The organism is Ruegeria sp. H6 (assembly GCF_056532975.1).
Genome location: NZ_JBQFOA010000001.1, coordinates 735,325 through 756,224 on the forward strand (window position 1 = coordinate 735,325; position 20,900 = coordinate 756,224).

The 20,900-nt window shown below is 56.9% G+C and carries 18 protein-coding genes; 3 read left to right on the forward strand and 15 right to left on the reverse strand.

Annotated elements, in window-relative coordinates; all coding sequences use genetic code 11:
- Positions 1-3: 3 nt before the first annotated feature.
- The 3 genes from ACR0AG_RS03520 to ACR0AG_RS03530 all read right to left on the reverse strand — a co-directional run bounded on the left by ACR0AG_RS03520 (position 4) and on the right by ACR0AG_RS03530 (position 4,049).
- Positions 4-1,986: an ABC transporter permease gene (locus ACR0AG_RS03520; protein ID WP_480836487.1), complete on the reverse strand. Its 1,983-nt coding sequence runs from the start codon at positions 1,984-1,986 to the stop codon at positions 4-6.
- Positions 1,986-3,014, reverse strand: a complete 1,029-nt coding sequence (locus tag ACR0AG_RS03525; protein WP_480836489.1) for a quaternary amine ABC transporter ATP-binding protein — start codon at positions 3,012-3,014, stop codon at positions 1,986-1,988. Before ACR0AG_RS03525 ends, ACR0AG_RS03520 begins: the two co-directional genes overlap by 1 nt.
- A gap of 84 nt (positions 3,015-3,098) precedes the next feature.
- Positions 3,099-4,049: an ABC transporter substrate-binding protein gene (locus ACR0AG_RS03530; protein ID WP_480836491.1), complete on the reverse strand. Its 951-nt coding sequence runs from the start codon at positions 4,047-4,049 to the stop codon at positions 3,099-3,101.
- 237 nt (positions 4,050-4,286) lie between these two features.
- On the opposite strand from ACR0AG_RS03530, the gene ACR0AG_RS03535 reads away from it, so the two are divergent.
- The 3 genes from ACR0AG_RS03535 to ACR0AG_RS03545 all read left to right on the forward strand — a co-directional run bounded on the left by ACR0AG_RS03535 (position 4,287) and on the right by ACR0AG_RS03545 (position 7,270).
- Entirely contained in the window at positions 4,287-5,222 is a 936-nt protein-coding gene (locus tag ACR0AG_RS03535; protein WP_480836493.1) for a LysR substrate-binding domain-containing protein, read from the forward strand.
- A 188-nt stretch (positions 5,223-5,410) separates the two neighbouring features.
- A complete protein-coding gene (folD, locus tag ACR0AG_RS03540) occupies positions 5,411-6,301 on the forward strand; it encodes a bifunctional methylenetetrahydrofolate dehydrogenase/methenyltetrahydrofolate cyclohydrolase FolD (RefSeq protein ID WP_480836494.1) in 891 nt (296 codons plus the stop codon).
- A gap of 252 nt (positions 6,302-6,553) precedes the next feature.
- Positions 6,554-7,270 (forward strand): LytTR family DNA-binding domain-containing protein, encoded by a 717-nt coding sequence (locus ACR0AG_RS03545; protein WP_480836496.1) that lies wholly within the window; start codon positions 6,554-6,556, stop codon positions 7,268-7,270.
- 5 nt (positions 7,271-7,275) lie between these two features.
- Here the strand turns inward: ACR0AG_RS03545 and pdeM are convergent, their stop codons facing one another.
- From pdeM to ACR0AG_RS03605, 12 genes are all read right to left on the reverse strand, one after another.
- The gene (gene pdeM / locus ACR0AG_RS03550; RefSeq protein WP_480836498.1) at positions 7,276-7,938 is read right to left on the reverse strand and encodes a ligase-associated DNA damage response endonuclease PdeM; all 663 of its coding nucleotides are present in this window, start codon (positions 7,936-7,938) and stop codon (positions 7,276-7,278) included.
- Between the two features lie 41 nt (positions 7,939-7,979).
- A complete protein-coding gene (locus ACR0AG_RS03555; RefSeq protein WP_480836500.1) occupies positions 7,980-10,391 on the reverse strand; it encodes a ligase-associated DNA damage response DEXH box helicase in 2,412 nt (803 codons plus the stop codon).
- Between the two features lie 39 nt (positions 10,392-10,430).
- A complete protein-coding gene (locus tag ACR0AG_RS03560) occupies positions 10,431-11,738 on the reverse strand; it encodes an ATPase (RefSeq protein ID WP_480836502.1) in 1,308 nt (435 codons plus the stop codon).
- 118 nt (positions 11,739-11,856) lie between these two features.
- Positions 11,857-12,402: a prepilin peptidase gene (locus tag ACR0AG_RS03565; RefSeq protein ID WP_480836504.1), complete on the reverse strand. Its 546-nt coding sequence runs from the start codon at positions 12,400-12,402 to the stop codon at positions 11,857-11,859.
- A gap of 3 nt (positions 12,403-12,405) precedes the next feature.
- Positions 12,406-13,257 carry a tetratricopeptide repeat protein gene (locus ACR0AG_RS03570; RefSeq protein ID WP_480836506.1) on the reverse strand — a complete coding sequence of 284 codons (852 nt, stop codon included), beginning with the start codon at positions 13,255-13,257 and terminating at the stop codon, positions 12,406-12,408.
- 30 nt (positions 13,258-13,287) lie between these two features.
- Positions 13,288-13,869 (reverse strand): tetratricopeptide repeat protein, encoded by a 582-nt coding sequence (locus ACR0AG_RS03575; RefSeq protein ID WP_480836508.1) that lies wholly within the window; start codon positions 13,867-13,869, stop codon positions 13,288-13,290.
- Between the two features lie 3 nt (positions 13,870-13,872).
- Positions 13,873-14,871, reverse strand: a complete 999-nt coding sequence (locus tag ACR0AG_RS03580; protein ID WP_480836510.1) for a type II secretion system F family protein — start codon at positions 14,869-14,871, stop codon at positions 13,873-13,875.
- Between the two features lie 10 nt (positions 14,872-14,881).
- Complete coding sequence (locus tag ACR0AG_RS03585) at positions 14,882-15,850, reverse strand: type II secretion system F family protein (protein ID WP_480836512.1); 969 nt, start codon at positions 15,848-15,850, stop codon at positions 14,882-14,884.
- A 12-nt stretch (positions 15,851-15,862) separates the two neighbouring features.
- Positions 15,863-17,302, reverse strand: a complete 1,440-nt coding sequence (locus ACR0AG_RS03590; RefSeq protein ID WP_480836514.1) for a TadA family conjugal transfer-associated ATPase — start codon at positions 17,300-17,302, stop codon at positions 15,863-15,865.
- Between the two features lie 17 nt (positions 17,303-17,319).
- A complete protein-coding gene (locus tag ACR0AG_RS03595; protein ID WP_480836516.1) occupies positions 17,320-18,552 on the reverse strand; it encodes a CpaE/TadZ family protein in 1,233 nt (410 codons plus the stop codon).
- A 205-nt stretch (positions 18,553-18,757) separates the two neighbouring features.
- The gene (locus ACR0AG_RS03600) at positions 18,758-19,384 is read right to left on the reverse strand and encodes an OmpA family protein (protein WP_480836518.1); all 627 of its coding nucleotides are present in this window, start codon (positions 19,382-19,384) and stop codon (positions 18,758-18,760) included.
- Positions 19,385-19,400: 16 nt separating this feature from the next.
- A complete protein-coding gene (locus ACR0AG_RS03605) occupies positions 19,401-20,807 on the reverse strand; it encodes a type II and III secretion system protein family protein (protein ID WP_480836868.1) in 1,407 nt (468 codons plus the stop codon).
- Positions 20,808-20,900 lie beyond the last annotated feature (93 nt).

A 20,900-nucleotide genomic window follows, 5' to 3' on the forward strand; every position in this document is an offset into this window, starting at 1 on the left:
CGGTTAATCAAGACCCAGCGCGCGCTTGCGCTGTTCCGCCCAACTGCTGATGGCCATGTCGAAGGTCAGCGCCATCAGCGAGACATTCAGGCCAAGGACAAAATTCTTGCCCAGTTCGGTGCCCGCCAATGTGCGCTGCAACTCTTGCCCCAGATCCTGCGTGCCGATGAAGGCCGCGATGATGACCATAAAAAAGGCAAACATGATCGCCTGATTGAAACCGACGGCCATGGTCGGCAGCGCCAGCGGGAATTGCACCGACATCAGTTTCTGCCGACGGGTCGAGCCGGACATGTCGGCGGCCTCGGTCATTTCCGGCGGCACGCTGCTGAGGCCAATAATTGTGTACCGGATCAGGGGAACCGCCGCGAAAATCAGGATCGAGAACACCACAGCCACATCATTGACCCCAAACAGCATGATCGCCGGGATCAGGTAGATGAAGCTGGGGAAAGTCTGCGCAGTATCGCAGGCCAGCAGGATGCTTTTCGACCATCGTGCCGACCGGGCCGCGATCACGCCAAGCGGTATGCCGATCAGAGTGGCCAGCGCAACAGCCGAGATCACGGTATAAAGCGTGATCACCGACCGGTCCCACCAGCCCGAGAAAGCAACAATCGTAAAGAAAACAGCGGCATAGATACCGGGTTTGCGCCCGCCGACCCAATAGGCAAAGGCAACCACCAGCAGGATGAATGCAGGCGTCGGAATGGCAAGCAGCGTGTTTCGGAACGGGATCAGAACCTTGACATTCAGGAACCAGCGCAGCCATTCGGTTGTTCCCTTGATTGCGTCTATCGCCAGCACCGACTTGATCACCACGTCGATTTCCTTGCCCTGGCTCAGATGCTGTTTGCGGCCAATCTCTGCCAGGATCGGGAACGCCTGTGACAACAGGATAAACCCGACAAACAGGCCCAGTCCGACCAGCGAGATCTGATGCCGCTTCCACCATGGCGTGCCGCGTTCAAAGTGAACCGGCTGTTTGACGACCCATGCTTTCGACATCCGGTCCAGCGTCACGGCCAGCAGCACGATGGTCACGCCGATCTCGAAAGACCGACCCAGTTTGAAGCTGCCCATCATCGCCAGCAATTTGGCACCAAGGCCCGGCATGCCGATAAAGGCGGTCAGAACCACCATGGCCAGACACAACATGATCACCTGATTGACACCGACCAGAATCTCGGTGCGCGCTGCGGGCACATAAACGTGGCGTAGCATCTGCCATCGTGTGCAGCCCGACATCTGGCCCGCCTCGATCACTTCGGGGCTGACCTTTTTCAAACCCAGGGTGGTCATCAGGATCATCGGGGGAATGGCGAAAGTAATGGTCGCAACCGCCCCCGCCGTGGGGCCGACCTTGAAGAAGATCACTGCTGGCAGAAGGTAAGTGAAAAAGGGCAGGGTCTGCAAAATGGACAAAACCGGCTTCAACATCCGTTCAAACCAGCGGTACTTCCATGCGGCAATGCCCAGACCCAGCCCCAGCAGAAACGCCAACGGGGCCGCGACCACGATCACGGACATGGTTTGCATGGCGATCTTCCACTGTCCGATGGCTGCGGTCCAGATAAAGGTGCCTGCGCCCAGGGCAGCCAAGCGCCAGCCACCGACAGCGTAGCCCACAACTGCGGCTACGGCGGCAATTGCAGACCATGGGATCGGTCCCAGATAGGGCCAGCGCCGCTTGCCCTCCAACAGGTTGGCCGATGTATCCAACAGAAACTCAAGCGGGCCTTCCGCGATAAAGCGGGTCACATAGATCAAACCCAGATCATTCTGGATAAAGCTGAAAATCGCGTCCAGAACCTGTGCTGTTGGCGGAATCGCCGCTTCGGGAATGCGGTTCAGCCAGTCTGGCAGAATACCGACCATTTTGGCCACGATCAGCGCAAAGGCCACGATCAGCAGCGCGGTAAGGATCCGGGTCCGCCCCCACGGCTTGTTCGGTGCCTCTGTCAGATCTGTGGACAGCGTCGCCATCAGTCGGCCCCAAGCAGAACGTTCAAAGCGGCGTCGCGCTCCAGAACCCCGGTGACAACGCCTTTTTCGTCCGCGACCGGCAACAGGATGCGTTTGTCATTGACCAGAACCCGCGCCAGTTCGTGGATGGTCGCGCCGCCATTGATCGGTGCCCCTTCCAACACGTGGCCGTTCACGGGCTTTGCCAACCCTTTCGCATGTACGACGCGGGCTTTGTCGATGTCTTCGGTGAATTTAGCAACGTATTCTGTGGCCGGGTTCATGACGATCTGATCAGGCGTATCACATTGTTCGACCGCACCGTTGCGCATGATCGCAATCCGGTCAGCCAGGCGCAGCGCCTCATCAAAATCATGCGTGATAAAGACGATGGTTTTTCCCAGCATCTCTTGCAGACGCAGAAATTCATCCTGCATCTCACGCCGGATCAAAGGGTCAAGGGCCGAGAACGGTTCGTCCAGAAACCAGATATCCGGCTCAATCGCCAAGGAGCGAGCGATGCCTACCCTTTGCTGTTGACCACCACTCAGTTCGCGCGGGAAATATTCCTCGCGCCCCTCAAGACCGACCAGCTTGATAACTTCCAGTGCCCGCTCGCGCCGGTCATGGCGATCCTGACCGCGCATTTCCAACGGGAAGGCCACGTTGTCCAGAACCGTGCGATGCGGCAGTAGGCCAAAGGACTGGAACACCATACCCATCTTGTTGCGCCGCAACTCGATCAGGTCACGCTCGCTCAGGCTCATGATGTCCTGACCGTCAACTTCAATCGTGCCGCCGGTTATGTCGTGCAGTCGCGAAAAGCACCGCACCAGCGTCGACTTGCCGGATCCCGACAGCCCCATGATGACAAGCATTTCGCCCCGGTCGACTTCGATCGAGACATCCTTGACCCCGGCGATGTACCCGTCGGCACGCATCTCATCAAAGCTTCGACCGGCCGGCATGGACTTTAGATAGGCCTCCGGAGAGGCGCCGAACAGTTTCCAGACGTTTTTGGCTGAGATGACAGGCGCTGTGGCGGACATGGCTGTCTTTCTTTCTTGTTAAGTGCGGCCTTACTTCACCAGGATCCGTAAGGCCGCGCCAGTTTTGTTGCGTGTGGCTGAACTTTAGCTGCAGGCGCTGATCCAGGGATCAACAATAGCACGGTTGGCATCCAGCCATTCGACCGCTGCCTCTTCCGGTTCCAGCTCGTCAGTGTCGACCAACTTGGCCATTTCCGCGATCTGCGGATTGGTGAAGGAAATTTCGGTCAACACACAGTAGGCGGTGGGCCATTTGTCCTTCATTCCGTCCCACGCGGCCTTTTTCAGGTAGCCGGTTGCCGGGTTGCCACAATCATACAGCGCATCGGGGTTCGGACCCTTGGAGGGGTCTTTGTCGCAGCCATCTTCCCAAGCCGGGAACTCGACAAACTCACCGGGCCAAACCGCTTCGGCAAAGTTGGGGGTCCAATTGAAGACCAGAACCGGCTTTTTGTCGGCCTCTGCCGCGCCAATCTCGGCCCAAAGGGCTGCCGCCGAACCCGCATTGATAACTGTGAAGTTCAGATCAAGGGCTTCGGCCCGTTCCTTACCATGCTTCAGCCAGTCAACCGGGCCATCCAGATACCGGCCCTTATCGCCAGTTTCAGCCGTCGCAAAAAGATGCGCACAATCATTCAGCGCCTTCCAATCGGGCAGGCCGGGGCAGGATTCCTTGGTCCACATCGGATACCACCAGTCCTCGCGGGTGACTGCATCGTGATCGCCTGCATCATGTAGGCCGCCTTTTTCCAGCGCGGTGCGGAAGGACGCGCCAAATGCGCCTTCCCAGACTTCCATCTCAAGCGTGACATCGCCCAGTCGCACCGACTCGTAGACCGCCTGACTGTCGGTTGTAACGTATTCAACGTTATCACCGATCTCTTCGAACAACTGACCGACAACATAGGACATCACGATCTGGCTGGACCAATTGTGAATCGGGATGACGATCGGATCGCTGCTGTCTTCTGCAATCGCACCGGTGCCCGCTACTGCTGCCAAGGTTGCAGCAGAAAGTAGGTTTGAAAGTTTCATGTTTGCTCCCTGAGTGACGTTCATTTTTGGTTTGAGGACTCTTGCGGCCCCGAATTCGGTCATTCTGCCTAATTTCGCGCGAGACGCAGAACAGAAATTTGAGAGGCGTTGCCCATAAAATCTTGAGGCTAATCTGATTTTTTACTAACTTAACAGCCAGTTGCCCGGTCGACCTCCAGCCGACGCAGGCTTGTGTTTTCGATTGCGCCCCTCTTAAGATTGGGAATCCACCGTCAAATGCCAAAGAAAGCGCCAATAACCGGGAAAGTTCTGCCTCCGCTGGATTACCTATTGGCTTTTGAAGCGGCGGCTAAGGCGCAAAGTTTTGCGCAGGCCAGCAAGGTGCTGAACATCTCGGAAACGGCCATCAGCCGCAAAGTACGCCTGCTGGAGCAGCACTATGACGTCCCCTTGTTTGTCAGAGGTCATCGCTCGGTCTCGCTGACACAGCAAGGGGCTATTTTGCTGGCAACCGTGGAAAAGTCGCTGGACCTGATGCGCGATGTCAGCCGCGATATGCTGGCCAAACATCAGGCCAATACGGTGTCGATCTCTGCGACTAACTCGGTGGCATCCCTCTGGCTGATGCCGCGGATGCGCAAGTTCAACAAATCCAACGGGCGCATCCGTATTTCGCTTATGTCGTCAGACAGCGATGCTGAATGCCTGTCTGATGCGATGGACCTGACGATATTGCGCGGGGATGGCGATTGGCCCGGATATGAAGCGCAACTGTTGTTCGGGGAAACCGTTTTTCCGGTCTGTAGTCCGGAATACCTCAAAAGTAACCCAAGCGCGGACACTCTGTCGGCTTTGCCGGAACTGGATCTGATTGAGGTGACCAGCAGTCATGCGGAATGGATGACATGGCATACCTGGCTCAGCGGTAATGGAATTTCCACCACCTCAATGGAACGCGCCGTGGCCTTTAACACCTATCCTCTTTCCATCCAGGCCGCGGTTGATGGTTTGGGCGTCGCTTTGGGGTGGGCCCATCTTGTCGATCCGCTGCTCGAAAGCGGTGCGTTGGTCAGACCGATCCAAGACATATCGGTGCGAACGCAGTCGGGGTACTATCTTCTGAAAAGCTCAACCCACAAAACATTCCCGGAACGCCGCATCGTCGAAGACTGGTTGTTGGGGCTGAGCGCGGGTCGCAAACGGTACGCGTGATCTGCTGGTGCAATCGCTGAGGAATTTCCTTTCGGCCAAAGCATGAGCAACTCCAATGTTGACCAGAAAGAATATTTATTTACCCTAAAGAAATAAGTCGATTGCGCGCGAGGAACGTGTGATCGGCGCTGACTGACAGGCCGGGCGCATATGCGCCCGCTCCGCTTTTTGAAAGAAGGGACGACAGAATGGTAGCCCAGGTTATCGACGGTAAGGCCTTTGCCGCCAAGGTGCGTGCGCAAGTGGCCGATCAGGTTGCAAAGCTGAAAGAGGAAAACGGCATCACCCCCGGCCTGGCCGTGGTTTTGGTGGGCGAAGACCCGGCCAGCCAGGTCTATGTGCGCTCGAAGGGCAAGATGACGGTCGAGGTCGGCATGAACTCGTATGAGCACAAGCTGGACGCCGATACCTCCGAGGCGGACCTGCTGGCGCTGATCGACCAGCTGAACAGCGACCCGGCGGTGCATGGCATTCTGGTGCAGCTGCCGTTGCCGGGGCATCTGAACGAGGATCTGGTGATCAATTCGATCGACCCGGCCAAGGATGTGGACGGGTTCCATATCTCGAATGTGGGCCTGCTGGGGACAGGTCAGAAATCGATGGTGCCCTGCACGCCGCTGGGCTGCCTGATGATGCTGCGCGACCACCATGGATCATTGTCGGGGATGGATGCGGTTGTGATTGGCCGCTCGAACATCGTGGGCAAGCCGATGGCGCAGCTACTGCTGGGCGACAGCTGCACCGTGACCATCGCGCATAGCCGCACCAAGGACCTGCCCGACGTGGTGCGCCGCGCCGACATCGTGGTCGCCGCCGTGGGCCGTCCGGAAATGGTGCCCGGCGACTGGATCAAGGAAGGCGCCACCGTGATCGACGTGGGCATCAACCGGATCGAGCGTGACGGCAAAAACAAACTGGTCGGCGACGTCGACTACGCCAGCGCCTCCGCCCGCGCCGGCGCCATCACCCCGGTCCCCGGCGGCGTCGGCCCCATGACCATCGCCTGCCTGCTGGCCAACACCCTAACCGCAGCATGCCGCGCAAATGGATTGCCAGAACCTGAGGGGCTTACGGCGTGAGGGCCTAATCGGGTCATCGCCTTCTTAGCAGAATTAAGTCGATTGATCGGGCTGAAGAGCATGCACGCTTTTCAGCTCGATTTTCGTTTTATCTGAAATATTAATTCACACCTTAAGGGGATTGAAAGATGCCCCGTTGATGTTAATCCTGTGGTTCCAGCAGGTTAAGTGTTTCGTAACGGTTCTGCTGAGCAATTGGTACAGTGTTCGCAGAAGGGTGTGTTGCTGGGGATGAAAGCAAGGCTGAATTCAATGGGCGCAGTTTGCACACCCCAGCGTGTGATTGCCGCTGTGGTCTTCATTCCAATGTTGGCTTACCTGTTCGCCCCCTTTCACGATGCTGACACGTCTTTTCCACTTCGCCTGATATTTTGGACAGGGGTCATGGGGCTGGCCATCGGTGCCAGCTGGTTTGCTGGCAAACTTGTTCGCGATCACCTGTACCAGCATGCGGCTTTGATCCGGGATATTGCTTTTGCGCTGTTGATCCTGACAATGTTTGCCCCATCGCTGTGGCTTCTGTCTTTTCTGCTGTTTACCGCCAGCGGTTTGAATGCGCCGGGCTTATGGACCGTTGTTCCTTATGGCGTTGTGTTTGCAACCGGCCTGGTGCTGGTGCGCCAGCATGAGCCAGCGCCAGAAGCGGAAGAGCCTTCCCAGCCCAGGCTTTACAAACGATTGCGTGAGGGATTTTCGGGCCAGATATTTCGCTTGTCCGTTCGGGATCACCATGTGGACGTGGTCACCTCGGAAGGCACATTTACAATCCGCTCGCGGTTCACCGATGCGATTTCGGAAATGGAACCCATTGTTGGGCATTGTACACACCGATCGCATTGGGTCGCGGAAGCGGCGATTTCCGGGGTCGAGAAGCAAGGCGGTCGCACCATGCTCAGACTTTGTAACGGAGATCTGATCCCCGTCAGCCGAAAATACCGCCCGAACCTGGAACAGGCCGGGGTGTTCTAGGGCCGTTACCGCGGCATTGGTATCAGCCGAGGCTGCGCACCGATCAGAATGGCGCAGGCATCGGGCGCCATGAGCTGTGCCAATACCGGGTCCGAACTGCGTAAGCCACCGGTATAGGTGCCATAGGCAGGCAGTATCAGCCGGTCGTGATCAAACAAAAAGGCCGCGCGGCTGATCGACCGGCCTTTGACGCGCAGCAGCGCTTTGGGATGATAGTGACCGGACACTTCGCCCGAGGCACGCGGTTGCGCAATATGGCGAAAGGTCAACGGGCTCTGGTTCCAGTCGGACAGATGAGCCCCGCCGAGCTCAACCGGGCCGGGGTCATGATTGCCTTCGATCCAGATCCATCGACGGCCCGCTTGTAGTGTCGAGATGTGCAGGCGATCCATTGCGCCCAGTGATGTGGCGGAATCGAGATCATCGAAACTGTCGCCAAGGCAAATGACGGTTGAAGCCCCACTTTGGCCAATGTCGTCTGAAAGACGCGCCAGCGTTTCCCGGCTGTCATAGGGCGGCAGAGTCGGACCGCCCCGGCGCGCGGTGCGTTCGGACTTGCCCAGATGCAGATCTGAAACGCATAGCAAATCCTGCTCGGGCCACCACAACGCCCCGGACCCCAGCGCCACGAGGCGTTGACCGGCAAAGGTAAACTCAAGAGTGTTCATGTTGTGTTCTTCACTTGATCTGTAGGGTTTTGCAAGCTCAATCAGCCGCTCGCAAGCCCGGCGGTCTGCAAAAGACGTTCGCTTTCGGCCGCAAGCAACCGTTCCTCGGCCTCGCCTTTAACCGGGACCTTGCCGACTTCAAGAAACAGGGGGGCTGCCAAGGGGGACACGCGCTTTAGTCGGAGCAGGTCGATTCTGTCGCCGATCCGTTCGATCATCGCTTCGATTCGGCCGAAATCGACCAGCCCGCGCATGGCCTCTTCGCGGGTGATCTGCATCAAAAGATGATCAGGATCGTATTTCAGCAACGTATCATACAGGATATCCGACGAAAATGTTGCCTGACGCCCGCTTTTCTTTTGCCCGCCCGTATTGCGTTCGATCAGACCCGCGATTGTGGCTGAGGCGCGAAAGGTGCGTTTCATCACCGCATTTCCGGCCAGCCACGTATCCAAACCTTCGCGCAAGGCCTCGACCTGAAACAGGGGCCGGGGATCGGTCACCGCATCCAGCCCCCAGATCAGAGTGGCGTAGTCAGTGGCGACAAATCCAAGCGGGGCTAGCCCGGTTTCTTCCATCCGTTTTGTCAAAAGCAGGCCCAAGGTTTGCTGTGCATTGCGTCCGGCAAAACCGTAGACGCACAGGTTCTCTCGGCCATCATTGGGGAAGCTTTCGATCAGCAGGCGGTCGCGCTGAGGCAGGCGCGAGACGCCACGCTGCAGTGCCAGCCAATCCGAGGTGTGGCGCGGCAGTTGCGGCCAGTCGGGTTGTGTGAACATCCGCAAAATCCGGTCGCTCAGCTGGGTGGAGGTGGCAAATTTCGTACCTGAAAAAGTGGCGATTTTCGGTTTCTTTCCGGCCTGACGGCTTACTTCGACCACCATTTCGCGCAGGCCCTCGTACCGCACGATCTGACCACCAATCAGGAAAGTATCGCCGGGTGTCAGCGAGGCTGCAAAGGTCTCTTCAACTTCGCCCAAAGGCTTGCCACCCCGGTTGCGCCGCATGCGAACCTTCAGCGTGTCAGTGTCCTGGATGGTGCCCAGATTCATGCGAATGCGCTGTGCTGCGCGCGGGTCACGCAGTTGCCATTTACCGTCAGGGCGTTGCTGCAGGCGCTGCCAGCGATCATATGCGCGCAGGGCATAACCGCCGGTGGCACAAAATTCCAGACAATCATCAAACTCAGAGCGGTCCAGTGCTGCGAATGGCCCGGCAGATGTCATTTCCCGGTAAAGACATGCGGCATCAAATGGCCCCGCAGCCGCCGCAATCAGGATGTGTTGGCACAGCACGTCCCGCGGTCCGTGGCCCCGGGGATCGCCATCCAGATCATGCGCTTTCGCGGCTTCCAGTGCTGCAACGCATTCGACAACTTCAAATCGGTTGGCAGGCACCAGAATGGCCTTGGAGGGCGCATTGTACCGGTGATTGGCGCGCCCGATGCGCTGGACCAGCCGTTTGACGTTTTTGGGGGCGCCGATCTGAATGACCAGATCGACATCCCCCCAGTCGATACCCAGATCGAGACTGCCTGTGCAGACGATGGCGCGCAGATCACCGCGCACCATGGCGGCCTCAACTCGCTCGCGTTGCTGTCGATCCAAACTGCCGTGATGGATGCCGATCGGCAAAGCGTCATCATTCTCAAGCCACAGGTTGTGAAAGAAGATCTCGGCCTGCGCGCGGGTGTTGTGAAAGATCAACGTGGTCTTGTGCTGTTTGATCTGTTCCAGAACCGCCGGGATCGAATAGGCCGCGCCTCCGCCCGACCAGGGTGGCATTTCTGTTGTTTCCAACATCCAAATATCGGGGTCCGGGCCGGGATCGGCCTGAATGATCTGGCAAGGGTCGGGGTTGCGCGCCAGAAAGCGTGCAATGGCGTCCGGGTCTTCGACCGTGGCAGACAGACCCACCCGTCGCAAGGCCGGGCACAGGGTCTGAAGCCGCGCCAGAGCCAACATCAGCTGATCACCGCGTTTGCTTTCGGCCAGCGTGTGAATTTCGTCGACGATCACCCTTTGAACGCCTGCGAACATGCGCGAGGCATCTTCATATGATGTCAACAGCGCAAGGCTCTCGGGCGTCGTCAAAAGGATATGCGGAGGATCAACACGCTGGCGTTTTTTCTGAGTGGCCGAGGTGTCGCCGGTGCGGTCTTCGATCCGGATGGGCAGCCCGATCTGATCGACCGGTGCGCGCAGGTTGCGCCCTATATCCGCCGCCAGCGCCTTGAGAGGCGAGACATAGATGGTGTGCAACCCCGGCTGAGTGTTCTCGGACAGTTCCGCAAGCGTCGGCAGAAACCCGGCCATCGTCTTGCCGCCACCGGTCGGCGCAATCAGCAAGGTCGCCGGATCACGAGACCGGTTGAACATGTCTTGCTGATGCGGATGGATTGACCAGCCTTTGTTGGAAAACCAATCGGCTATAGGGGCGGGAATCTGCGTCATACGCGCAGATTAACCGCCCCGATCAGGATTGGCAGGGGGTCAGTGGACGATCTTTTCCTCTTTGACGAACATGTTCGCCCAAGCGCGGTCGATCAGGTCGGGGCTCATCTGATAGGGGATACCCTCGAACTCGCAGATCGAGATCATCTGGTCGATCAGGAAGATCGGCTGATAGTTCGCGTAGACATTCTGGATCGTCGGGTATTTGACCTTGAGCAGATGGACCAGCGCGGCCTCATCCAGCGGCATGCCGCGTTTGCGAGCCACCATGGCAAAGATTTTCAGGAAGTTCTCTTGGTTCGGGCCGTCGATCTTGATCTTGAAGAAGATCCGGCGCAGGGCCGCTTGGTCAAAGATTTCATTCGGGTGGAAGTTGGTCGAGAAGATGACCAGCGTATCGAAAGGCACCTCGAACTTTTCACCCGATTGCAGGCCAAGGATGTCCTTGCTTTCTTCCAGCGGAACAATCCAACGGTTGATCAGCGCCTGCGGTGGTTCCTGCTGACGGCCAAGGTCGTCCACGATGAAGATGCCACCGGTCGATTTCAACTGCAGCGGTGCCTGATAGGTCCGCGCGGTTGGGTTGTAGACCAGATCCAGCATGCTCAGCGACAATTCACCCCCGGTCACCACGGTCGGGCGTTCGCATTGCACGTAACGCGTGTCGAACCGCTTGCGGCGGCGCAGGCTGTTCGGGTCGTCGGCTTCCTGTTCGATGGCCGTGTGCACAATCGGGTCATAGACCGTAATCACCTGACCGGCATACTCGATAGCGCGGGGCACATAGACATTGTCGCCCAACGCATCGCGAATACCATTCGAGATTGAGGATTTACCATTGCCCGGAGGGCCATACATCAGGATCGATCGTCCTGCGCTGACCGCAGGGCCAAGGTGATCCAGCAGGCTGTCGGGCAGAACCAGATGGCCCATCGCGCCGATCAGCTGGTCCCGCGTGACCTGGATGTTTCGAATTGACTGGCGTTTGACCTGCTCGCTGTACACTTCCAGCGGTACGGGCATCGCGCCAAAATATTCAGACTGGCTGAGCGCATCCAGAGCACGCGCTTTGCCGGCATCGGTCAACTGGTAGCCCATTTCGTTGCCCGAGTTTGCGTTCAGCGTACCGGTGGCTTCCAGCAATTTCTGCTCCCGCGCGATATCGATCAATTCCTGGGTAACGGACCCGGGAAGACAAATCGCTTCGGCAACTTCGGAAACTGTATCAACGTTCTTACGAAAGATCGTTTTCAGCAGAATATCCCGCATCATGACCAGCGGGAGGCGCATTTCGGCCAAACCCTTCGGAGCGGGAGGCGCAATAACGGAGGAGTTCTGCATATTCATGAGCGTGGCTCGTCTATCCAAATTAACACGTAACTCACCCTGCAACGGGTTTCATCGTGGAAATTTGGCCTCGCTTTGTGGCTTTACCAAGGCAGAGGCAAGGCGCACTGATGATTGTTTACGAACCGTGGATTATACCAAGAATCAGATACAGGGTTAGGGTTCCCGACAGAACCAGCCCCATGGGGAACTTCTTGCCCCTGTTCCAGCTTTCCCAATGCGGTGCCATTTCGCGCAAGCGGGTATATTTCGCCAACCGGTGGGCTGCGAAGGCGCCCAGTGTTGTCGAGGCCAGAATGGCCATCAGGATAATCAGGTCCGGCACCCAAATAAAAGGAGAAGCGGCGGCAATGAACTTTGCGTCCCCCCCACCCATCGCGCCGATTGAATTCAAAAGAATGACGGCGATCAGAACCACCAGAAAATGCGAAAGTTGCCAAAGGTAGACGGGCAGCGAGAAAGACAAAGGACCGACATTTCCGGGAACCCAATCGCCGGACCACGGTGGCAGGACAAAAAGCCCAACCACAACAAACACCGCCAGCAAGCTGTCAACGGCGCGGTTCTTGATCCGCATCTCGCGCAAATCGGTGAAGGCGACATAGATGCAGATCGGCAAAACAAACGCAAGAAACCACGCCGCCGCAACAGACGGGATAGCCATGGGTCAGGCTTCCTCAAGCGCTCGGAGTGAGCGGACAGCCTCGTCAAAATGCTGCGGATGCGTGGCAATTGCCTCGCGGAACAGGTTTTTGGCCGTGTTCACATCCCCTTGTTTCACCGCAGAGATGCCCATCGTGTTCAGCAACATGGCCCGCTCAGTCTGACTCATGGGGATCACGGGCATGCCGTAGTTGCCCTGCGCGCTACGCGCCAGAACCAGGTTATTCTTGGCCGTGAACAAAGAGTTGTCCTGGCGAATGGCTTCGGTGAACAGACGCTCGGCTTCGGAATACTGACCGCGAGTCAGCTTGGAATAGCCCCAATTGTTCATCACACCTGCGGGGCGGGTGGTCAGGCCAACAGCGGTTTCATAGAAATGGTCTGCACGTTTCCAGTCTTTGCGCGAGTCGGCTACCACAGCCTCAAGCCGGTAGCGCTTAAAGGTTTCAAAGGTCGGCGGGATTTTATCCAGCGTGGCCTTTGCCCCCTGCCAATCACCGCTGCGCACCAGCGCGTCCGCATATTCGACACGGTCTGCGTTGTTTGCGCCGCTCATGTTGGTCACGCGTTTCCAGGCCGCTGCCGCTTCGGTGCTGCGTTTGGCCCGGGTCAGGCTGATGGCGAGACCCCGCTGCAAGTCTATCCTGTCGGGGTTTTTGCTGGCTGCGCCCGCAAAATAGGTGACGGCTTCGTTCGGGTCTGCGGCGCTTAGAAGAACGTCGTTCAGGTTGGTTTCGTCGATGACGTTGACTTCCTGAAAGGTACGTTCGACCTTTTCTTCTTCGCTTTCTTTCGCGCATGCAGACAGAATAACGCCGCACGCAAACATCGTCGGAATCAAGAAGGGTTGGCGCATTTTTGCGTCCTTTACTGCTCTTAACCTCTGTTACTGGGTTTTCCGCAGGACAAATTCTCCGTCGCCTCTGCGTTCCAGCTCGTATTCTTCTTCTTCTTGCTGCGTAGTATTAACAGGATTTTCCATTTTTGCGAGTGCTAAGCGCAGATTGTCTCGAATTGCGTCACTTTCGCCATTGTCCAATGCAAATGCCCGGCGAAAGACCTGCGCGGCTTCGGGATATTGGCCCGTTTCAACCAGAAAGACGCCTAGGTTGTTCCAGGCAACCGGCCAATCGGGATCGTCTTCGACCGCGCGCCGCAACAATGGCTCTGCCTGTCCAACGCGGCGCAGCCCCAGATTTGCGGTGCCCAGCGATGTCAGAACCTCTGGTGTCATTCCCTCCGCCAGCGCAGCCCGGGTAAAGGCCTCAAGCGCCAGTTCGTATTCGCCAGCCGCCATCAATCGGTTTCCAACCGCGATTTCGTCCGGGGCAGGGCCGTCGGGGTCAACGCCGGGTGCAAAGGGGTTATTTGCCCCGGTTTCAGTGCAAGAAGCCACCATGAACAGGATCATGGTGGCCGCAAGGAATTTTCGAAATCCGAAAGGCGCAACGCCCATTGATGATCTCATTTACTACCCGCCGACGCCGGGTCCGTTGCCGTTTGAGAAATCCATGATGCCTTTTGCCGAAGGGCCAACCAGGATCACCAGAAGCGGTGGAACCGTCAGTGTCATAGTGGCAAGTGTCATCTTTGTTGGCAACTTGTTCGCCGCCTCTTCGGCACGCATCACGCGCTTGTCACGCATCTCGTCGGCATAGACCCGCAAGGCTTCGGCGATCGAAGTACCGAATGTGGCAGACTGGATCATCACCGTCACAAAAGCGCTGACATCCTGCACGCCGCATCTGGTGGCGAAATCGCGCAAAACGGTGTCTTTTTCCTTACCCGCTTTCAATTCATGGGCGACAACTTCGAATTCCATAGATATTTCGGGGTAGGAGGCCTTCATTTCAGCAGCGACGCGAACAATCGCCTGATCCAAAGACTGGCCCGCTTCGACGCATACCAGCATCAGGTCCAGCGTGTCCGGGAAACCGGCGGTGATCGCCTCTTTTCGTTCTTCCACACGGCGCGTGATCCAGTATTTCGGGATGAGATAGCCAATCGCGCCAGGCACCAGAACACGCAGCAGGATCTGGTTGGTGTCGAATTCCTGATCGCCTGCAAACACGGTGACCAGCGATACGCCGATCAACAGGCCGATGATCCCCAATGCAAACTGGGCGAAATGAAAGAACCGTACCGCGTCTTTTGACTGGTATCCGGCTTGCCGCAGTTTCAGCTGAACGGCCGAATATTCTTCTTGGTTTTTGGGCTCCAGGAAAGTTGCAAACTTTTCCAGCTGCTCATTGTGACTGGCCTGCCTTAGCCGTTCTTTCTTGTCTTTCTTGGACTGTTTGGGTGGCGTCGTCGAGCGCTGAAGCTTTTTCAGCGGGTCTTCCTTTTGATTGAGCATCAAAGGAACTGTGACCAGGATCATAAAGAGCCCCAGTACGCCGACCACGATCAGCGGGCCGAATTCACCAAGATGCTCTGTCAGCAGGGTGTTGATACTGTTTAGAAATTCCATTGAACTTCCCTCAGACCTTGATGTTGGTGAGAATGCGCATGACGATCAGGTTCAGCGTCAGCATGATGCCCACAAAGAAACACATGGGAATAAAGAGCGGGTGATCGAGAACGTCGTCATAGTAGTTCGGCGACTTGACCAGAATGATGCCCAGGCAGGCCACCGGGAACCCCGACAGAAACTTGCCGGACCATTGCGCCTCGGCGGTGATTGCTTTCACCCTGCGGAACAGACGGAACCGGGCACGGATAACTTTCGCCAGACCGGCCAGAATTTCAGCAAGGTTACCACCCGATTGCTGCTGAATTGAAACCGCAACAGCGAGGAACCGCAAATCCTGCATGTCCAGGCGCTGTGCCATGTCCTTGAGTGCTTCGCCAACGTCACGACCATAGGCAACTTCATCTGAAATGACGCCAAATTCGGTCGCAAGCGGATCTTCAACCTCCTGCGCAACGATCTGCACAGACGAAACGAAAGGGTTACCAACACGCAAGGATCGAACCATAAGTTCAACCGCATCAGGCAGCTGCTCTTCGATCATGCCCATGCGCTTTTTGGCTTTGTTGTTGACCCAGGCGTAGACACCGCCGACGCCGATCGCCACGGAAATGGCGCCCCGCAGGATCGGGTCAGAACCGGTCAGAACGGTCAGCGCTGCAAAGGCCACCGCAGAAACCAGAGCCATGACCATGATCAATTGACGCGGAGTAAACGCGATCGCAGCTTTTTGGGCCTTGTCGGCCAGCAACGAATAGAGCGGGATGCTCTGCGTTTTCATATGCTGCTGCATTTCCTTGCGCAGCTGTTCCAGGACCTCTTCCCGACCGACGCCTTTGTCGATCATGTCGAGGCGCCGATTGACCCGGCTGTTCAGGCTGATGGATTTGCCAAAGGCAACAAGGTAAATCCCTTCGACGAGGAGGATAACCCCGACGAAAATGACGACGTAGATAAGCGCTTCGAACCGAAGTTCCATTGTTTCTGTCTCCTACATCGTAGTGGGATCGTAAATCGACGAGGGCAGATCAAAGCCCCACAAGCGGAAGCGCTCGGAATAGTGGCTGCGCACCCCGGTTGCGGTGAAGTGACCGATGATCTTGTTGTCCGGCGTCAATCCAACACGTTGAAACTTAAAGATTTCCTGCATCGAGATGACGTCACCTTCCATGCCGGTGATCTCGGTGATTGAGGTCATGCGGCGCGAACCATCCTGCAGACGGCTGGCCTGTACGATCAGGTTCACAGCGCTTGAGATCTGGCTGCGCACCGCCTTGATCGGCATTTCGATACCGGCCATCGCGATCATGTTTTCCATACGCGAGATACCGTCCCGGGCCGAGTTGGCGTGGATTGTGGTCATCGAACCGTCGTGGCCAGTGTTCATGGCCTGCAACATGTCGATCACCTCCGAGCCACGCGTCTCACCCACGATGATGCGGTCAGGACGCATACGCAGGGCGTTCTTCAGACAGTCGCGCGGGCTGACCTCGCCTTTGCCTTCCACGTTGGGTGGGCGGCTTTCCATCCGGCCCACATGGGTCTGCTGCAACTGAAGTTCCGCCGTATCCTCGATCGTCAGGATGCGTTCGGCATCGTCAATGAAGCTGGAAAGGGCGTTAAGCGTCGTGGTTTTACCAGAACCCGTTCCGCCCGAGACAATGATGTTCAGGCGAGTCGAGACGGCAGCTTGCAAATATGCGGCCATTTCTTCGGTAAAGGCACCGAAATTGACCAGATCGTCGATCCCCAGCTTGTCCTTTTTGAACTTACGAATCGAAACCAGCGATCCATCCACCGCAATCGGCGGCACCATGGCGTTGAAACGCGAGCCATCCGCCAAACGGGCGTCAACATAGGGGTTGGATTCGTCCACACGACGTCCGACCGCAGAAACGATCTTGTCGATGATCCGCATCAGGTGCTTTTCATCTTTGAACGTGATGTCGCTGAGTTCCAGCTTACCGGCGCGTTCCACAAAAATCTGCTGAGGGCCGTTGACCAGAATATCGTTGACTGTGTCGTCCTGCAGCAATGTTTCCAGAGGACCAAGCCCGGTGACTTCGTCATAGAGTTCTTTGTTCAGCTGGGTGCGGTCTTCTCGGTTGAGAACGATGTTGCGCGTTTCCAGGATCTCGCTGGAGATTGCGCTGATTTCCGCACGCAATTCGTTCTCGGCCGCGGATTCCAGGGCCGCGAGGTTGAGATTTTCCAGAAGCTCGCGGTGGAGCTCTTGCTTTATCTCACCCAGGCGCTCTTTCCGCTTGCGCTCCCGATCGTTTCCAACGACCTCTCCGGCTTTTTTCGGCGAAGGTTTGCGTGTGACGGACGTCGCCGCGGGCGCACTCGGGGCTGTGCTCGTGGGCGCAGCGGTCGTAGCGGGCGTTTTGACCGGCTGAGCGGCTGGTTCTTTCTTGTATCTTGAAAACACGGCGGCTCCCCCTCGTGCTATGCGGCTTCGGCGCTGTTGCTTCCAAGGCTATGGAGCGATTGCGCGAGCTTTGCGATTTCTTTGCGTAGCGGGTTTTTCGCCGCAGAACTGGCCAGTGGCTGACCATGATCACCTGCTTGCATGACGGGCTTGCCGCCCTCGGGCAGGTGCAAATCAATCGAGATCCCAAGGCTGTCACCCATGCGTTTGACACGGCTCTTGCCGCTGAGATCGGTGAATTTTGGTGCCCGGTTCAACGCAAAACGCAGCTTGTTGAACGGCAGCTCTTCTGCCTGCAACGCGCGTTTCAAACGCAGAGCGTTCTGAGCGGACCGCATATCCAGTTCGATCAGGGCAAAATACACATGTGCAGCCTGCAAAACCGTCTCAGACCAATGAACCAGCGTCGACGGCATATCGACGACGACATAGTCAAAGTGCTTGCGCGCCGTGTCGATCACACGCTGCACATCTTCCGGTGTGATGATATCCAAAGGCACCATGTCAGACGGGGCGGTGAGAACCTCCAGCTTTTCATCGAAGGTCTGCAGCGCCTGCGCGAACGATTCTTCGTCCATGGATGCCGTGTCGGAAAGCATCTCAAAAACCGCCTCGTGTCGCGGCAGGTCCAAATAGGTCGAAACTGTGCCAAACTGCATGTCCAGGTCGATCAGACAAACCTTGGGCGCCTCTTTGGCCGAAACCGTTGCCAGTTCCCAAGCCAAGTTGACAGCCATGGTTGTGGAACCGACACCACCAGCCAGGCCGTGGACAACAAACAGGGCGCCTTCTTTGGGCTTTCCGCCCTCCAATGCCACAGAAGCCTGAACTTCTTGCACCGGATCCGGCTGATTCATCCGATCAATGGCTTCCTGAAGCTCATTTTCGGGAAGAGGGTAGGGGACAAACTCGTCTGCGCCCTTGCGCAGCAGTTGGTGCAGCGACGCGGGGGTGACATCTTCGGCGATCAGGACAACTTTGATGCCTTTTTCCTTGGCCTGGGTGATGATTTCACCCATCAGCGTCAGGTTGTCTTCATCTTCTCCATCCAGGGCCAACGCCACAAATTGCAGGGCTTCGGCTTCGGGTTGGCTGAAAAAGGCCAGCGCCTCGGCAAATCCCAAATCACCCCAGCGCTCACCCAGAGCAGCTTCCATGTCTTCAATAAGCAAGTCGAAATTCTGGACATCCCTGCTGATGGTGCAGGCCAGAATGGCAGAGTTTTCGTCTTGCGGCGTCGCGCTCGTCATTAACACAATCCTCGTCGTGAGGGCTGAGCAAACCGATGAACTTTGATGAAAAGTGTTCTGATTTGCTGTTGCCCGGTGCGGTCAAGTCAGACCGCAGGTCACCCAATTGTTCGCAATGTGTCTGGAAAGTGGGGCGAGAATTGGGCGCAAAAGAACCAATTGTAGGGAATTGGGCGACGATGCCGCCCAATTCTTTGGTATTGTTTTATTCGCCGGCGCCGCCGGCTGTATCGGTACGTTGGATGTAGCTCGCTCTCGTCGCACTCGCTACGTATTCGCGGTAGATAATTTCAGCGTACTTCCCGTCGAGAACAAGCGGGTGACGATCCACAAATCCGGAAACCTCGGTTACCGTACGACGATTGCGGCGATCCCGGTTCGGTGTCGCAATCAGAGGCTGGGTTTTTCCAAAGGAAACAACAGCTTCCAGGCGTGATCTTGAAATTCCTTGACGGGTCAAGAAAGCCACGGCTGCATTTGCCCGGCGTAGACCAAGCTGCCTGTTGTAAGCTTCCGAGCCAACCAGGTCCGTGTGGCCAAAGACACGGAATCGAGCCTCAGGGAACTGTTTGATCCACGCGGCCTGCTGCAGCAGAATGCGCTGTGCAGAAGCGTCCAGTTGGGCACTATCGAAGGCAAAGTTGATCTGCGTCGGGACTTCGGCTGCGAATCGCTGTGCCAGGATCTGCCCGTAGGTCAGTTCACCGTTCATGACCTGAATATTGTTCAGCGTCGCATTGCCAAACGTGCCCTGATCAATCTCGTATCCGGCTTCGCGGGTACACCCGGCGACAGCAGCGGACAAGCCCAGTGTGAGTATCCACTTATTCATTGGTCGATCCTCCCAATCATTCCAGGACGTAGCCGTAGGAACTACCAAAGCCTTGCTTGGCCACTTCCGAGGCTGCTCCATTGCCGACCCGCTCGGTCCGAGCGGTGCGCCCGTTGATGAACAAGTCGAACTCGCTTGGCGGTTTCACGCGATCCGTTGGCAATGCCAGTGCTTCGCCCCGTGTCGGAGAAACCAGATGCGCGGTGACGATGATAATCAGCTCACTTTGTTCTCGCTGATACTGTGCGCTGCGGAACAAAGCCCCGAGGACCGGCACATCTCCAAGCCACGGAACCTGGTTGCTCAGATCCGTGAAGTCATCTTGAATCAGACCTGCAATCGCAAAGCTCTCACCGTCTCTCAACTCCACAGTTGTCTTCGTCTGACGTGTGATGAAGCTGGGCACAGTGTCGCCTTGGATGGTAAAGTTCGACGTGTTGTCGATACTCGATACAGACGCACCCATTTCCAGGTTTATGATGTCCGAGTCGGTGACGCGTGGTGTAAACAGGAGTTGCACACCAAATGTCTTATAGTCGATGGCGATGACGCCATCTTCCTGCGGGACAGGGATGGGAACTTCACCACCGGCAAGGAATTCAGCTTCCTGACCTGACAAAGCTGAAAGGTTTGGCTCGGCCAGGCTCCGCGCAAGACCTTTGCTTTCAAGTGCTTCCAAAAGCAGGCGTACTTGTGTCGACCCTGCACCGAAGCCAAAGAGGAGAGCGCCGGTATTGGTTTGCAACAAGGGAATGTTGTTGTTGATCGCGTTGGTCAGAGAAAACTGGTTGTTCAACGCGTTGAAGCCGCCGGTGGTGTCGCCACCGCCAAAGCCGAGAGAGGCGGTGAGGCTTTTCGCCACTGACCTGTTCATCTCTGCAAAGCGTACTTTCAACATGACCTGCTGAACGCCACCGACATTCATAAGGTTGGAAACCCGTTCGGGTGCATAACGCTCGGCAAGTTCAAGCGCGCGCGCCAACCGGGCGCTGCTTGAAATAGTGCCGGACAACACAATACCGTCATTTGCAGTGCGAACTTCGATTTGTTCGTTCGGCAAAATCTGGCGAAGCCGTTCTTTGAACTCGGTGACGTCGGGTGCAACGCGTACACGCACGTTCGACATCAGATTGCCGGCGCCATCGAACATTGTAAGTGTCGTCAAGCCAGGAGCTCGACCCAAAATGTACAATGTCCGGTCCGAAAGCGTCGAGACATCGGCGATGCCTGCGTTCGCGATACTGACTTCTGAGAAGGGTTGCTCGCTTTCTACCACAATGGCGCGGTTGACGGGCACATCCAGCGTTTCCGCCGTGCCTTTCTTAACCACGCGAAGATTTTCAGCCCAAGCGGCATCGCCGATCGGGCCCACAACAAGCGTCAACCCCATAAGGGTTGCGCCAATCCAGGAACGTATTGTCATGTGACCTGCCTCTCCGATCACCACTCTATTGTATGGGTCTAATGCCCTGTGTAAGGAAAACCTGCGCCAAATCCGGATTTATTGCAATAATCA

Coding starts and splice junctions, on each gene's coding strand:
- ACR0AG_RS03580 (WP_480836510.1), bottom strand. CDS start 14,871: ATGGAATTTCTAAACAGTATCAACACCCTGCTGACAGAGCATCTTGGT.
- ACR0AG_RS03560 (WP_480836502.1), bottom strand. CDS start 11,738: ATGAATATGCAGAACTCCTCCGTTATTGCGCCTCCCGCTCCGAAGGGT.
- ACR0AG_RS03525 (WP_480836489.1), bottom strand. CDS start 3,014: ATGTCCGCCACAGCGCCTGTCATCTCAGCCAAAAACGTCTGGAAACTG.
- ACR0AG_RS03585 (WP_480836512.1), bottom strand. CDS start 15,850: ATGGAACTTCGGTTCGAAGCGCTTATCTACGTCGTCATTTTCGTCGGG.
- ACR0AG_RS03530 (WP_480836491.1), bottom strand. CDS start 4,049: ATGAAACTTTCAAACCTACTTTCTGCTGCAACCTTGGCAGCAGTAGCG.
- ACR0AG_RS03570 (WP_480836506.1), bottom strand. CDS start 13,257: ATGCGCCAACCCTTCTTGATTCCGACGATGTTTGCGTGCGGCGTTATT.
- ACR0AG_RS03555 (WP_480836500.1), bottom strand. CDS start 10,391: ATGACGCAGATTCCCGCCCCTATAGCCGATTGGTTTTCCAACAAAGGC.
- ACR0AG_RS03545 (WP_480836496.1), top strand. CDS start 6,554: ATGGGCGCAGTTTGCACACCCCAGCGTGTGATTGCCGCTGTGGTCTTC.
- folD (WP_480836494.1), top strand. CDS start 5,411: ATGGTAGCCCAGGTTATCGACGGTAAGGCCTTTGCCGCCAAGGTGCGT.
- ACR0AG_RS03535 (WP_480836493.1), top strand. CDS start 4,287: ATGCCAAAGAAAGCGCCAATAACCGGGAAAGTTCTGCCTCCGCTGGAT.
- ACR0AG_RS03575 (WP_480836508.1), bottom strand. CDS start 13,869: ATGAGATCATCAATGGGCGTTGCGCCTTTCGGATTTCGAAAATTCCTT.
- ACR0AG_RS03605 (WP_480836868.1), bottom strand. CDS start 20,807: ATGACAATACGTTCCTGGATTGGCGCAACCCTTATGGGGTTGACGCTT.
- ACR0AG_RS03520 (WP_480836487.1), bottom strand. CDS start 1,986: ATGGCGACGCTGTCCACAGATCTGACAGAGGCACCGAACAAGCCGTGG.
- ACR0AG_RS03595 (WP_480836516.1), bottom strand. CDS start 18,552: ATGACGAGCGCGACGCCGCAAGACGAAAACTCTGCCATTCTGGCCTGC.
- pdeM (WP_480836498.1), bottom strand. CDS start 7,938: ATGAACACTCTTGAGTTTACCTTTGCCGGTCAACGCCTCGTGGCGCTG.
- ACR0AG_RS03600 (WP_480836518.1), bottom strand. CDS start 19,384: ATGAATAAGTGGATACTCACACTGGGCTTGTCCGCTGCTGTCGCCGGG.
- ACR0AG_RS03565 (WP_480836504.1), bottom strand. CDS start 12,402: ATGGCTATCCCGTCTGTTGCGGCGGCGTGGTTTCTTGCGTTTGTTTTG.